Origin of the sequence: Bacteroides fragilis (assembly GCF_019583405.1) — a bacterium.
GTDB classification, from domain to species: domain Bacteria; phylum Bacteroidota; class Bacteroidia; order Bacteroidales; family Bacteroidaceae; genus Bacteroides; species Bacteroides fragilis_B.
Genome location: NZ_SZUU01000013.1, coordinates 1 through 14,072, shown reverse-complemented (window position 1 = coordinate 14,072; position 14,072 = coordinate 1). Strand labels below are relative to the sequence as shown.

Here is a 14,072-nt window from a genome sequence, read left to right as displayed (position 1 = left end):
AATAGATATGCAAAACCGAAGAGATTTCCTCAAGACCGCTGCTTTTGCCGCCATAGGTTCGGGGCTGTCATTGCAAGGTGTTTTTGCCGGCGAGAAGAGCCCCGCTTCATTTGCGATCAACAAACTCGGCCTGGGAGCAAAGCTGAAATTGCGCTTTTTTCCTTACGAGCTGAAACTGAAACATGTGTTTACGGTGGCTACTTATTCGCGAACCACCACTCCCGATGTGCAGGTAGAGATAGAATATGACGGAGTCATCGGTTATGGCGAGGCTTCGATGCCTCCTTATCTGGGACAGACGGTAGACTCGGTGATGGCTTTTTTGAAGAAGGTCGATCTGGAGCAGTTCGACGATCCGTTCCGGCTGGAAGATATACTGGCTTATGTAGACGGTATCACTCCGGGAGATACGGCTGCCAAAGCTGCCATAGACATCGCGTTGCACGACTTGGTGGGTAAACTTCTGGGAGCACCCTGGTACAGGATCTGGGGACTGGATAAGGCTAAAGCACCTTCGACCACTTTCACGATAGGCATCGATACCCCCGAGGTGGTACGTGAAAAGACCCTTGAGGTGGCCGGGCAGTTCAATATCCTCAAAGTGAAGTTAGGGCGTGAGAATGACAAACAGATGATTGAAACGATCCGTTCGGTGAGCGATCTGCCTATTGCGGTCGATGCCAATCAGGGGTGGACGGATAAGAAATATGCATTGGACATGATTCAGTGGCTGAAAGAAAAAGGAATTGTAATGATTGAACAGCCTATGCCCAAAGCACAGTTGGACGATATTGCATGGGTGACCCAGCATAGTCCGTTACCTGTTTTTGCCGACGAATCTTTGCAACGGCTGACTGATGTGGCAGGATTGAAGGGAGCCTTTACGGGGATAAACATCAAGCTGATGAAGTGTACCGGTATGCGGGAAGCCTGGAAGATGGTGACGTTGGCACGGGCGTTAGACATGAAAGTGATGGTAGGCTGTATGACGGAAACTTCATGCGCAGTCTCTGCCGCCGCACAATTCTCTCCGGCCGTCGATTTTGCCGATCTGGACGGAAACCTGCTGATAGCGAACGACCGCTTCAAAGGGATGGAGGTTGTAAAAGGCAAGATCACCCTCAACGACCTTCCGGGAATTGGTGTGGTTAAATTATGAACGCGGGTAACCCTTTGAAACTGTTTTGATAATGAAAAAACTACTTTATATAATTGCCGTATTTATCAGCCTTTCAGCCTGTACTTCGCGGCAGGCTCCCAAGCCTTACAACTGGGACGATGACTTGCACCAACGGTTGCTGGCGGACTTCTGTCTGACCGAATCTCAGGTGAAAGACTATATCCGCAAATACATTCCCGACGTGACGGACGAACAGATGCGCCAATGGGAAGAGAGCAAAGCGCTTGAATGCCGGATGATCGACGGGGAGAAACGTTATTTCCGCAATGCCGGTCCCAACCTGTTCCGGATAGACTCTGCCTGCTGTGCCGTCAAAATGGAGAAAGAAGGCACTTCACTGAGCACGAGCGAACAAGTCAATAAAGAACATCTGCCCGAAGTGATGGCCGCTGTCAGGAAAGAAAGAACGCCTGTCGTGCAGCCCAAGCGGATGCGGGTCACCTACACGCTGACGGTGGACAGCAACGCGGTTCCTGCCGGAAAAACGATCCGCTGCTGGTTACCCTATCCCCGGACAGATCAGGCCCGTCAGCAAAACGTGAAACTGATACATACCAGCGAGCTCCGCTATACATTGGCTCCGCCTTCATGCCGGCACAGCACCCTCTATATGGAGAAGCAGGCCATTCCCGGTGAGCCGACGGTCTTTTCGGAAACCTTTGAGTATACCTCGTATGCCGAATGGCATCCGTTGAAGCCCGAAAATATACTGCCTTATGATACTGTCGGTGATCTTTATAAAGAATATACTGCCGAACGGGAAACCCATATCCGCTTCACACCCCGTATCAAAGAGCTGGCTGCCAATCTGACAGCCGGTGAAACCAATCCTTTGTTGAAGGCGCAGCGCATTTTCCGTTGGATAAACGATCATTTCCCCTGGGCCTCGGCCCGCGAATATTCCACTATTGAGAATATTCCGGAATATGTGCTCGACAATCGTCACGGCGATTGTGGGCAGGTGAGCCTGTTGTTTATCACCCTCTGCCGTTGCAGTGGCATTCCCGCCCGTTTCCAGAGCGGCTTTATGATGCATCCCCGTGCATGGAACCTGCACGATTGGGCGGAAGTCTATTTCGAAGGCGCGGGCTGGGTGCCGGTAGATCAATCATTCGGCATTCCCGCATTTGCCGGCAATCCCGAAGAAAAGATGTTCTTTCTGGGAGGTATCGATTCCTGGCGTATGATAGTCAACAGTGACTATTCCATGCCGTTGGTTCCCGAGAAGAAATATCCGCGTAGTGAAACGGTTGATTTCCAGCGTGGGGAGGTAGAGTGGGAAGGGGGAAACCTGTACTTCCCGCAATGGAGTTATCATATGGATATAGACTACCTGAATTATTAAGTTCATTCTCCATAAAAGGCTTAAGCGTTTTCCGAAAAGACTTAAGTGTTTCTCAAAAAGACTTTGGTCTTTCGAGGGAAACGCTTAAGTCTTTTTTCTGCCTTCTAAATACTTGTGTGTCATGCAACGAATGCTAATTTGTCAGTCTCTGCCGTTAACCGCTGTTAAGCTCTGCAGATTCACTGTTAAAAGAGAACAAAAAAGAGTGACAAGGAGAATAACAGAATGATTTTTGTCGTTATTTTAACGTCGTAAATGTTAAATGAAAGTAGAATATTAACAATTAAATGAATAAAAAGAATAGTATGAAACAGACAACAAAAAACATTCTTGGGGTAGGAGCGGTTGTTCTTCTCAGCGCAGGAGTTGCCGGAGTGACAACGTATACGATGTTGAAACCGGAAAACAGAGACAGCCTGTCGTTCAGCGAACAGTTCCGCCAGAATCCCAATGCCCGCTTGGCTGCTTATGACGCCATTAATGCACAGCCTGTGGATCTGACGCAGGCAGCAGAAAATTCGCTTCATGCTGTGGTACATATAAAATCGACTCAACAAGCTAAAGAACAAACAGTCACCGTGCGAGATCCGTTTGCCGAGATCTTCGGAGATATTTTCGGTAATGGAGGCAGACAGCAGCGCCGTGTACAGACCCAGCCGCGTGTCGGTTTCGGTTCGGGAGTCATCATTTCGAAGGATGGCTATATCGTAACCAACAACCATGTGATTGACGGAGCGGACGAGATTGTTGTGAAGTTGAATGACAACCGTGAGTTTAAAGGCCGTGTGATCGGTACCGACCCGAATTCGGATCTGGCTTTGGTCAAAATCGAAGGAAATGATTTTCCGACCATTCCTGTCGGCGATTCGGATGCCCTGAAAGTGGGAGAGTGGGTCTTGGCGGTAGGTAACCCCTTCAACCTGACTTCGACTGTAACCGCAGGTATTGTCAGCGCCAAGGCACGTACTTTGGGCGTATACGGTATTGGCGGTGTGGAATCGTTTATCCAGACAGACGCCGCTATCAATCAGGGAAACAGTGGTGGAGCTTTGGTCAATGCAAAAGGTGAACTGGTTGGTATCAATGCCGTTCTTTCTTCACCGACAGGCGCTTATGCCGGATATGGTTTTGCCATTCCGACGAGCGTGATGACCAAAGTGGTCAGCGACCTGAAACAATACGGAACCGTACAGCGTGCATTGCTGGGAATCAAGGGTACTTCTCTTGCGGGTGACGGCGACATGATGTCCGATCAGCCGATTGACAAGTCGGGAGCTACTTTGGCCGATAAACGCAAAGAGTTTGGCGTTGTAGACGGCGTGTGGGTTCGTGAGATTGTGGATGGCGGTTCTGCTGCCGGTTCCGATATCAAGGTGAACGACATCATCATCGGCATCGATGGCAAGAAAGTACAGAACTTCGCCGATTTGCAGGAAGCCATTGCACAGCATCGTCCGGGTGATAAAGTTACCGTGAAGGTGATGCGTGACAAGAAAGAAAAGAATATCGACGTAACGTTGAAGAATGAACAAGGTACAACAAAGATTGTGAAGGATGCAGGTATGGAGATTTTGGGTGCTGCCTTTAAGGAGTTGCCGGACGACTTGAAGAGACAACTCAATCTCGGATACGGTTTGCAGGTGACCGGAGTGACTTCGGGCAAGATGGCGGATGCCGGTGTACGAAAGGGCTTCATCATCCTGAAAGCCAACGATCAGCCGATGCGTAAAGTCAGCGATCTTGAAGAAGTGATGAAAGCTGCTGTGAAATCACCGAACCAGGTGCTCTTCCTCACAGGAGTATTCCCTTCAGGAAAACGCGGATATTACGCTGTAGACTTGACTCAGGAGTAAATTAGCTGAAAGCTGCTGTGTGGTGAGTATGGTCACACCAGCGAATCGTCTGCCGAAAAAAGTATTTGGTAGCTTAATAATAGCTAAGGAAATCGAAAAGAGAGTGCCGGCAATCAACCAGTCGACACTCTTTTTGTTTGTAGTAGTAGATAATTAATGGTGAAAAAGTTGTGGAAATTTATACGTTAACAAATAAATTGTCGTAACTTTGCACTCCAAATCTGTTTTATAAGAATGAGACAACTAAAGATTACCAAAAGTATCACTAACAGAGAGAGCGCTTCTCTTGACAAGTATTTGCAGGAAATCGGTCGCGAGGACCTTATTACTGTGGAAGAAGAGGTAGAACTCGCTCAACGCATTCGTAAGGGTGACCGTGTGGCATTAGAGAAACTGACACGTGCCAATCTTCGTTTCGTCGTATCCGTAGCCAAGCAGTACCAGAACCAAGGTTTGAGTTTGCCCGACTTGATTAATGAAGGCAATTTAGGACTGATCAAAGCTGCCGAGAAGTTTGATGAAACACGTGGTTTTAAGTTTATCAGTTATGCTGTATGGTGGATTCGCCAGTCTATTTTGCAGGCATTGGCAGAGCAATCCCGTATCGTTCGTCTTCCGTTGAACCAGGTTGGTTCGCTGAACAAAATCAGCAAGGCCTTCTCTAAGTTCGAACAGGAGAACGAGCGTCGTCCGTCTCCCGAAGAGCTGGCAGGTGAACTGGACATTCCGGTTGACAAGATCTCCGATACGCTGAAAGTATCCGGCCGTCATATTTCGGTGGATGCTCCTTTTGTTGAAGGAGAAGACAATAGCCTGCTCGATGTGTTGGTGAACGATGATTCGCCCATGGCAGACCGTTCTCTGGTTAATGAGTCTCTTGCGAGGGAAATTGATAGAGCTCTTTCTACGTTAACCGATAGGGAAAAAGAAATCATTCAGATGTTTTTCGGTATCGGACAACAGGAAATGACATTAGAGGAAATCGGCGACAAATTTGGTCTCACACGTGAGCGTGTTCGTCAGATTAAAGAAAAAGCAATCAGAAGATTAAGACAAAGTAATCGTAGTAAATTGCTCAAATCTTACTTGGGATAAGCAAGATATATCAGTTTCCGAAAAAGTATTTAAAAAACGCTTCATCTTTTGGTGGGCGTTTTTTTTTGTTATCTTTGCGAAGTTAAAATAATAACAGAATATGAAATACGTAAAAATACTGTTTGCTGTGGCATTGGCGTTTACATTGTGCTCGGCGTTTTCGTTGAAAAAAGGGGAACATAAACCTGTTTATGCCTTTGGAGTATCGGCTTCATTTACCGATACAGTGGTATACTATACCGGGATTCAGATGCTTGATAGCGTGGCGCTGGATAAAAATGGATTCTTGCCGCATAGAGAGTTATACAGTTATCAATTGAAGAATTATCTGGAATTCGACAAAGGACTTCCTAACCGTACTTGTATGATCTATTTCTCGGAAAATAAGAAGAAATTAGAGAAAGAGGCCACCAAAGTCTTGAGTAAATACAAGAAGAGTAAAACGGTGGCTGTCGAGAAAATCGATCCTCAGAGTTTCCGGTTTAGTAAACCAGAAGAGTAACTTATACGTTATATAAAATATAGCAAAGAGATGCCGTTTGTTTGCATCTCTTTTTTTCTTTACAATAATATCTTTGTATAATATTAATTCATGAAATTGAAAATAACCTTGTATTCCGTATGTCTGCTTATGCTGCTCGTTGCTTGCCAGCAGGATGGGCCGACACCTGAACCGAGTGTAGGTTCGCGCACCGTGTTAGTGTATATGATAGCCCAAAACTCTTTGGCACCGTTGGCTTCGGCCGATATTGAAGAGATGAAAGAAGGAATGCGGCAGGTTGATGCCACATCCGATAATCTGCTGGTATATATAGACGATTATTCGGCTCCCCGGCTGATTCGTCTGGGAAAAGACAAAAAAGGAAAAGTGGTGGAAGAAACCATTGAAAATTATCCGGAGCAAAACTCAACTGATGTCGATGTGATGAAAAAGGTTATATCTACTGCTTTCAATCAATATAAAGCGGAGACGTATGGCATGGTCTTCTGGTCGCACGGTGAGGGGTGGATACCTTCTCCGGCAAAGACACGTTGGTTTGGTCAGGACGGCAATGATTATATGGATATACCTGATTTGCACGCAGCTTTACAGGTGGCGCCGGATCTCGATTTTCTGTTTTTCGATGCATGTTTTATGGAAGCTGTAGAAGTAGCGTATGCGTTGCGCGACTGCGGAAGTTACCTGATCAGTTCGCCTACCGAGATTCCGGGACCGGGAGCTCCTTATCAGATGGTGGTTCCCGCAATGTTTTCTACACAAAATGCAGCGCTGAAGATAGCTTCTAACTATTATGATTACTATGAAAGTAGATATAATGACGGAGTCGGTATATCCAATATAAATTGGACCGGTGGCGTCTCTGTCGGGGTTGCCAAGATGAGTGAACTTGAGAATCTGGCTGCTGCAACGTCCAAAGTGCTGCCCAAGTATATCACCGGGAAACAGAACTTTGATCTTTCCGGAGTGATGTGTTATGATCGTCGCAGTGATAGGCAATATCAATATTATTATGATTTAGACCGGTTTATCTATCAGATAACTGCAGGAAACAGCGATTATGATGCTTGGCGGGCGACATTTGATAAGGTAATGGTTTACTGGAAATCCACTCCCCGCAACTATTCCGCCTACGCCGGCATGTTCACGATGAATCAGGATGCGAAAGGGCTTTCTACCTATATTCCCCGTATGTCCGCTCCGTCGTTGAATGCTTCTTATCAGCAGACTGAATGGTATAAGGTATCCGGTTGGGCGGATACCGGTTGGTATAAGAATTAGAAAAAGCAAAGAGGTGTGTCATGACTCTTTTCACCACGGAGTAACACAGAGTATCACAGAGTCTTTTTATTAATAATCAACAACTTAAATCACCTCTGTGTTACTCTGTGTCCTCTGTGGTGGGTTTTGACAATCCCTCTTTGTTTTAAGGCTTTTGTTTTATCAGATAAACTCTCCTTTGGCGTTCACCTTTACTTTCACTTCCAGTTCTCCTTTTTCCAGTTCAACCAGATAATATTCTCCTCCGGGTGTTTCAACAAAGTCTGCGTCATCGATTCGATATCCCGCATATTTCTCTGAAGAACCGATTGCATGGGTCACTGCTTCCGGTAGTTCGTTGCGGTGTATGTCCCAAGAAGTAGATATCCACTCGTTAGAACTGTTGAATACAATTTCTTTGCTGATATTACCGTCGATAATGTCGACCTCAGTCATCCCGTGCTCCACTTCGATCTCGATCAGGCGTGCGTTTGGATATTGCTTTTTGATAAAGGTCTCAATGGCTGCCGGAATCTCGGCTGGCAGATAGTTCTCTGAATCGTTGTCCGTATCCGCAACGCTTTTCACCAGGATGCCCTCTCCCGAGTAATACAAGTCGAATTCTTGCTTTCCGGACTCTACCTCGATGACGTATACCGTCTCCATGTCCGGACGTTCCAACATGTCCACATCGTCTACTTTCCACTTGGCGTATTCACTGCTTTCGAATGCGCTCTTCACAGCTGCCGGCAGAGCCTGATAAGGGAGGTCGGTCTCTGTCATTTGCCATACTCCGTTCGGAGTAAACCAGGCTGAGGTTTCGTAGTTCTGTTGACGGAATTCCGCTATGTAATAGTTGCCTTTTGTTTCCCACTTTTCGTTGCTGACAGACGGATACTTTTCGGTAAATGCGTTTTTCAGTTCCGTGGGCACGGAAGATAGATGATCGTCATCGTCATTACAGCTTTGTAATCCCAGGGCACCCAGTGCTAAAAGAAGAAAATACATTTTCAATTTCATATCTACTATACTTTTTTAGTTATCAATATCGATTAAATTAAATTTTGAGTCAAATTTTAGTTCCCAACCATTGGATAGTTTCACTTCATAATCCGCTTTATCGCGTTCTATTTTCAAAATTTTAGCGTCCGGATAATTAGTGGCTGTATATTTTTGGATAGGAGAGGGGATGATGCCCTGAGGTACCACGCCGAATTTGCAGTTCACTTCGGTCCAGTTTCCTTTCTTGTCGAACTCTACTTTGTTGCCGTCGGTGAAGATGACATCGTAGCTTTTCTGTAAGAAATCGCTTTCAACTTTGGCCATGGCGATGTTGCTGCCGGCAAAGTGCTGTTTGATGAACTGTTGTGCCCGTTGCGGCATCTGGCTTACTTGAATCGGTTTATCATCGTCCGCTCTTGCGATGGTTTGCAGAGTGAACAGGCATACGAATAAAAGAAGTAACTTTTTCATAATCGTCTTTTTTATTGGTTTTTATTTTTAGCAATTAATTTATAATGCAAAGATGAAGGTCGATTCTGAAAAGAATTGGGAATTCTCTCCATTTTGATACTTTTTTCTAAATAAAAGTTTGATTACTCTTGTTCATCCGGTTGGACTTATACTGTATATTTACACAATATTTAACACTGAGCGGGAAGTCCTTCTCGCAATAGGTATGAAAATGATTTGTACAGGCAGGTGTGCCGGGGAGTCGTATCCACCACAGATTACACGTGTTTGCGCAGATGAACGTCGCCGGTTCTCAGTGGATTAAATTCGTTCTGTGTTAATCTGCGTAATCTGTGGTGAGATTGTTCTTCCGCAATTCGAAACAGTGTTCATCTTTCTCAAAATAATACCTGAGTGTGAGATGTTGTAATTTGCAGATGGAGTCGGCTATGGCAAGTCCCAGTCCGGTCGAACCTTCCTTTTTGCTTCCCTGATAGAATCGTTCAAAGATATGGGTAGCATCCAGGGGGCGGCCTGTGCCGCTATTCCTGAAGGTCATGCTATGACCGGTTATTTCAATCCGGATATGTCCACCGTCTACGTTGTGTACAAACGCATTTTTGAGCAGGTTCGTTATCAGGGCTACTGCTAATGATTCATTCATCTCCACCCGGAATATTCCCTGTTCATCTAACGTCAGCTCAATTTCCCGATAGCCGTATACTTCTTTATAATCTTCTATATATCGCTTGAGCATACTGTTGAGCTCCACCGTTTGGGTCTCGGAGAATTGTCCGTTATCTATTTTGGACAGTAACAGCAGCGATTTATTGAGCTTGGTGATATGCTCCAGGGTCTGGTGCGTTTTTATCAGCTCTTCCAACTGTGCTTCAGACAAGGAGTCGTCTTCCATCAGCATTTCCAGGCGATTCCGGCAGATGGCCAACGGTGTTTGCATTTCGTGTGAAGCATTGCCGATGAATTGCTTTTGCTGTTCAAAGATGTGCTCGCTTCGTTCCGCGTTGCGGATGGCTGCCTCGTTCAGCTTCCTGAACTCCGTAATTTGCGTTTCATTCTTCAAAGGGCGATTGGGACGGCCTATCCTGTAGGCATCCAGCCAGCGCAGCAGGTTGTAAAGTGGCTTCATGCTGCGGTGAAATATCCAGATGCAGACAATCAGGATGGTGAGCAGCAGGACGATGTACAGAAAAATAATCCATCCCAGCATGGCGTCTTTCAGGTCGTCCTTCTCGATCGTCGGTGTCGATACGGTAAGCTCGTAATATTGCCCTTCGTCATCTTTGAATAAGGTGGTCAGTATGCGTGCAGGTTCAGTCTCTTCCTTCTCCACAATATAGACCATGGAGTCTTTGTAGCAGATATCTTCGCGTTCGTCGGCATACTCTTTGCTTACTTTTCTAAGATAGTATTGATTGTTCGACCCATTGTTTTTCGAGGGCAGTTCTTCTCCGGCCAGGGCACGGATAATGATGGTTTCCGAGTAATCCTCCAGAGAGTCGTCTACTTCGTCGTTCACTTCATCTATTACGGCTATATAGAAAAATACAGCCCATGCCCCGAGAACAACTGTCAGCATGAGTGCGATGCGGATGATAATGCGGTATATCAACTTCATGGAGGTAGAGTCTTTTTTTATTCAACAGTCATTTTGTATCCGAATCCATATACAGCCTTCAGTTCTGCCAAGGCACCGGCATCTTTGAGTTTCTTTCTCAGGTTCTTGATTTGCGCATAGATGAAATCAAAATTGTCTACCTGGTCGATATGATCTCCCCACACCGATTCGGCAAGTGTGTTTTTGTTTACCAGTCGTCCGGGACGGTTGGCAAAGTAGAGAAGAATATCATACTCTTTGCGGTTTAATTCTATTTCCTTGTCATCTACGAATACCTGGAATGTATCGGGGACAATACGTATGTTGGCCAGGCGTATGTCCATTTCTCCGTCGCGGCGCTGGCGTCGGATCACACTTTTGATGCGGGCATTTAATTCGGCCAGGTGAAAGGGTTTGGGCAGATAGTCGTCGGCACCCAGTTCCAGTCCCAGTACTTTATCGTCCAGGGAGTCTTTGGCCGAGATGATAATTACGTTTTCCCGTTTACGCATCTTCTTCAGTTGCTCCAGCAGGTTCAGCCCATTGCCGTCAGGCAACATAATGTCCAGCAAGACACAGTCGTAATCGTAGTCCTCTATCTTGCGTAATCCCGACTGGAAGTCTGCGGCAGCTTCCACTACGTAGCGTTCTTTTTCGAGCGAACGCTGGATCAGTTCCCTCAGTGAGGGTTCGTCTTCGATTATTAATATTTTCATAGGGCTTTTTATTTCTACCTGCAAAGAAAAGGCTTATTTCTGAAATAAAACTGAAAAGAAAAGCTATTTTATTTTTCTATCTCAACAGAAGTGTCTAATTTTGTTTCTAATAAACAAAAATAACACGAGTATGAATCTCTAATACTATAATTTATCATGTTGACTCAAATTATCAATGGACGCATATTTACTCCGCAAGGCTGGTTGAACGAAGGTTCTGTGTTGATGAGAGATGGAAAAATTCTGGAAGTAACTAATTGCGATCTGGCGCTGATCGGTGCCAATCTGGTGGATGCCAGAGGAATGTATATTGTTCCCGGCTTTGTTTGTATGCATGCCCATGGTGGGGGAGGACACGATTTTACAGAATGTACCGAAGAGGCTTTCCGTACGGCGATAGCTGCACATATGAAGCACGGTGCCACCAGCTTTTTCCCGACACTTTCTTCTTCTCCATTCTCCGAAATACGCAAAGCTGTAGATATATGCGAAAAACTGATGGCCGAACCCGATAGCCCGATACTCGGCTTACATGTGGAAGGCCCTTACTTGAACCGTAAGATGGCGGGAGAACAGTTTGCAAACCAAGTGAAAGAAGTCGATGTGGCAGAATACACCTCTTTGCTTGAAAGCACCGATTGCATCAAGCGTTGGGATGCCTCTCCCGAACTGCCCGGAGCACTTGACTTTGCACGTTGTCTGAGGTCGAAGGGTATTGTAGGAGCTGTTTCGCATACGGAAGCCGAATATGATGGCATAAAGGAAGCATATGAGGCAGGATTTACACATGCTGCGCACTTCTACAATGCAATGCCGGGCTTTCATAAGCGTCGCGAATATAAATACGAGGGAACGGTTGAGAGCGTCTACCTGACCGATGGCATGACTATCGAGCTGATTGCTGACGGCATTCATTTGCCTTCCACTATTTTGAAACTGGCTTATAAGCTGAAGGGAGTGGAGCATACCTGTCTGGTGACCGACGCACTTTCATATGCGGCTGCTGAAGGTAAGGCGATTGACGATCCCCGGATTATTATAGAAGACGGTGTGTGCAAGCTTGCCGACCGTTCGGCCTTGGCAGGTAGTATTGCTACCATGGATCAGTTGGTGCGTACGATGGTGAAGGCTGATATTCCCTTGGCAGATGCCATACGCATGGCTTCTGAGACTCCTGCCCGTATTATGGGAGTTTATGACCGTAAAGGATCTCTCCAGAAGGATAAAGATGCGGATATTCTGATCCTGGATCGTGATCTGAACGTCAAGGCGGTATGGGCTATGGGGCAGTTGGTGAAGGAGTCGTAAATAGTTCACTACGGATTATATTAATTTACTGTAGTCCTCTTATGCCGGTTCTTTGTAAGAAGGGCTTTCAATAGAAATTGTTAATGTCGTTACTATTCTTATTCTATTCTTATAAATGGAAGGGAAGGAGGGTAAGAATAGTGACGACTCACTTTAATCAGATGGATAGTCCCTATTTAACCAGTTTATTACTATATTTGAAAACAGGATTCAAGTATAAAACCTGAATCCTGTAGTTTTCTATTTACACAAAATGATGGACAGTGCCATGGTTCAATTACCGTCAATTTTCAACTTTGTCTCTTTTAAAATCGGTATATCTCCTTATTCTCCCTTTTCTCTGATCGCCTCTCTATTTCCTGAAAAGCGCCCCTACAGCCTCCTTACACGGCCATCCTTTTACTTTTAAAACCAAGACCCTTTACCTTTAAAATCAACGCTTCCTTGGTTTTAAACCAACGAGCCTTTGGCTTAAAAGGTAGGCTTTTCCCGTTTCTGTCCCAAATTTTGCTTGTGAAAATATTGTATAATTAGGCTTTCCGGATCGCAAATGTATTCTTCCGGATTGCATTGTCACTTGCTTTAATTGCACCTATATCTGCTCTGATCACAACTATACTTACTTCATTTTACACTACCCAATGTCCTGTGGGTTTTAATAGTAAGCTCCTCCCGGTTCCATTCCCAACCTTGCTTTTAAAATCCCCTGCCCCCATACTTGCCCTAATCGCAACTATCCCTTTCGGTCCGGCACTTATCCCTTTTCCCAGTAAACACTCCCTTGTCTCTCTATTGTATTCATCTTCAATTCTTTTCTTCCTTTCTTTTCTTCTCTTCCTATTACTTGATTTAACACCCTGTTAAATCAAGTCTTTTGTCTCCAAACAACAAGGCTTTTAGAAGTAGAAGCCTTGTTATTTCCATCCTGGAAATAAATGTTTCCCCAACCGCATTAACAATGTTAACGCAGGATTCTGTTCAATTCTCGTTCAATTCCCGTCTGATTCTTGTTTGATCCTTGTCTGATTTTTGTTTGACTTCTGCTCAATTTCCATTCACTCCCCGTCTGATTTCCGTTTAATTTCCGTTTGCTCTCCATTTGATTCCGGTCCAATCCTCGCCTGATTCCCACCGACTTTTCAGTTTAACCCTGTTTGACTACCATCTGACTCTTATCTGACTTCCGTTTGATTCCCGTTCACTCTCCATTCGGTTCCTGTTCAATTCCCGTTTCGCCCCCTCCAATTTTCCTCCAATTTCCTATTTTCTCCTCAATTTCCTCCCCGAAACGTCCCTTTCCCTCCCTTTCGCAGCACACATCCTTTCCTTCCTCCCCTGCAAATTCCCCTTATATAATATAATAATGTGTCCCTTTCCCTCTTTTCCTTCGCGTCCCCCATAATCCTTTTTTACAATCCTCCTCTCCCTCAGCCCTTTACGTTCCGAATCAAAATTTCTTCAAAAAAATACCCTTTTATATTTGGCTTATATCTCCCAATGCCGTACTTTTGCACCCGCTTTCCAAGAGACGGAAAGCGTTTATATTTTGACATGTTGCAACGGCGTAGGACCTGCCTTAACGGATAACAAAAATAATTTCCTTTTTATTTGGATCATTATTGTAAAAGTCGTTATCTTTGCAGTCCGATTCGCAGAGTGAGGGTCTTTGTCCGACACTTCTTTCCCTTTCGCACAGAGAGGCTTGGAAATAAAAGGCGGGCATTGAAAAAAACTTCCCAAAACATTTGG

General features: G+C 45.3%; 11 protein-coding genes. 7 read left to right on the top strand and 4 right to left on the bottom strand.

All coding sequences use genetic code 11. The annotated features are described in order from the left end of the window. Positions 1-7: 7 nt before the first annotated feature. From FDF36_RS19785 to FDF36_RS19760, 6 genes are all read left to right on the top strand, one after another. A complete protein-coding gene (locus FDF36_RS19785; RefSeq protein WP_220392505.1) occupies positions 8-1,159 on the top strand; it encodes a dipeptide epimerase in 1,152 nt (383 codons plus the stop codon). Between the two features lie 31 nt (positions 1,160-1,190). Beyond that, positions 1,191-2,525 carry a transglutaminase-like domain-containing protein gene (locus FDF36_RS19780; RefSeq protein WP_220392504.1) on the top strand — a complete coding sequence of 445 codons (1,335 nt, stop codon included), beginning with the start codon at positions 1,191-1,193 and terminating at the stop codon, positions 2,523-2,525. Between the two features lie 305 nt (positions 2,526-2,830). Next, on the top strand, positions 2,831-4,378 hold the full coding sequence (locus tag FDF36_RS19775; protein ID WP_165017750.1) for a trypsin-like peptidase domain-containing protein: 1,548 nt from the start codon (positions 2,831-2,833) through the stop codon (positions 4,376-4,378). A gap of 234 nt (positions 4,379-4,612) precedes the next feature. Then, on the top strand, positions 4,613-5,473 hold the full coding sequence (locus tag FDF36_RS19770; RefSeq protein WP_005779810.1) for a sigma-70 family RNA polymerase sigma factor: 861 nt from the start codon (positions 4,613-4,615) through the stop codon (positions 5,471-5,473). A gap of 100 nt (positions 5,474-5,573) precedes the next feature. Then, the gene (locus tag FDF36_RS19765) at positions 5,574-5,975 is read left to right on the top strand and encodes a hypothetical protein (RefSeq protein ID WP_220392503.1); all 402 of its coding nucleotides are present in this window, start codon (positions 5,574-5,576) and stop codon (positions 5,973-5,975) included. Between the two features lie 90 nt (positions 5,976-6,065). Beyond that, on the top strand, positions 6,066-7,253 hold the full coding sequence (locus tag FDF36_RS19760; protein WP_220392502.1) for a clostripain-related cysteine peptidase: 1,188 nt from the start codon (positions 6,066-6,068) through the stop codon (positions 7,251-7,253). Between the two features lie 162 nt (positions 7,254-7,415). Here the strand turns inward: FDF36_RS19760 and FDF36_RS19755 are convergent, their stop codons facing one another. From FDF36_RS19755 to FDF36_RS19740, 4 genes are all read right to left on the bottom strand, one after another. Continuing rightward, positions 7,416-8,252, bottom strand: a complete 837-nt coding sequence (locus FDF36_RS19755) for a PepSY-like domain-containing protein (RefSeq protein WP_220392501.1) — start codon at positions 8,250-8,252, stop codon at positions 7,416-7,418. A gap of 15 nt (positions 8,253-8,267) precedes the next feature. Next, complete coding sequence (locus tag FDF36_RS19750) at positions 8,268-8,705, bottom strand: PepSY-like domain-containing protein (protein WP_220392500.1); 438 nt, start codon at positions 8,703-8,705, stop codon at positions 8,268-8,270. Positions 8,706-9,021: 316 nt separating this feature from the next. Continuing rightward, positions 9,022-10,320, bottom strand: a complete 1,299-nt coding sequence (locus tag FDF36_RS19745) for a sensor histidine kinase (protein ID WP_220392499.1) — start codon at positions 10,318-10,320, stop codon at positions 9,022-9,024. A gap of 17 nt (positions 10,321-10,337) precedes the next feature. Further along, the gene (locus FDF36_RS19740) at positions 10,338-11,015 is read right to left on the bottom strand and encodes a response regulator transcription factor (protein ID WP_005788535.1); all 678 of its coding nucleotides are present in this window, start codon (positions 11,013-11,015) and stop codon (positions 10,338-10,340) included. 156 nt (positions 11,016-11,171) lie between these two features. On the opposite strand from FDF36_RS19740, the gene nagA reads away from it, so the two are divergent. Then, positions 11,172-12,323: an N-acetylglucosamine-6-phosphate deacetylase gene (nagA, locus tag FDF36_RS19735; RefSeq protein WP_220392498.1), complete on the top strand. Its 1,152-nt coding sequence runs from the start codon at positions 11,172-11,174 to the stop codon at positions 12,321-12,323. Positions 12,324-14,072: the final 1,749 nt, after the last annotated feature.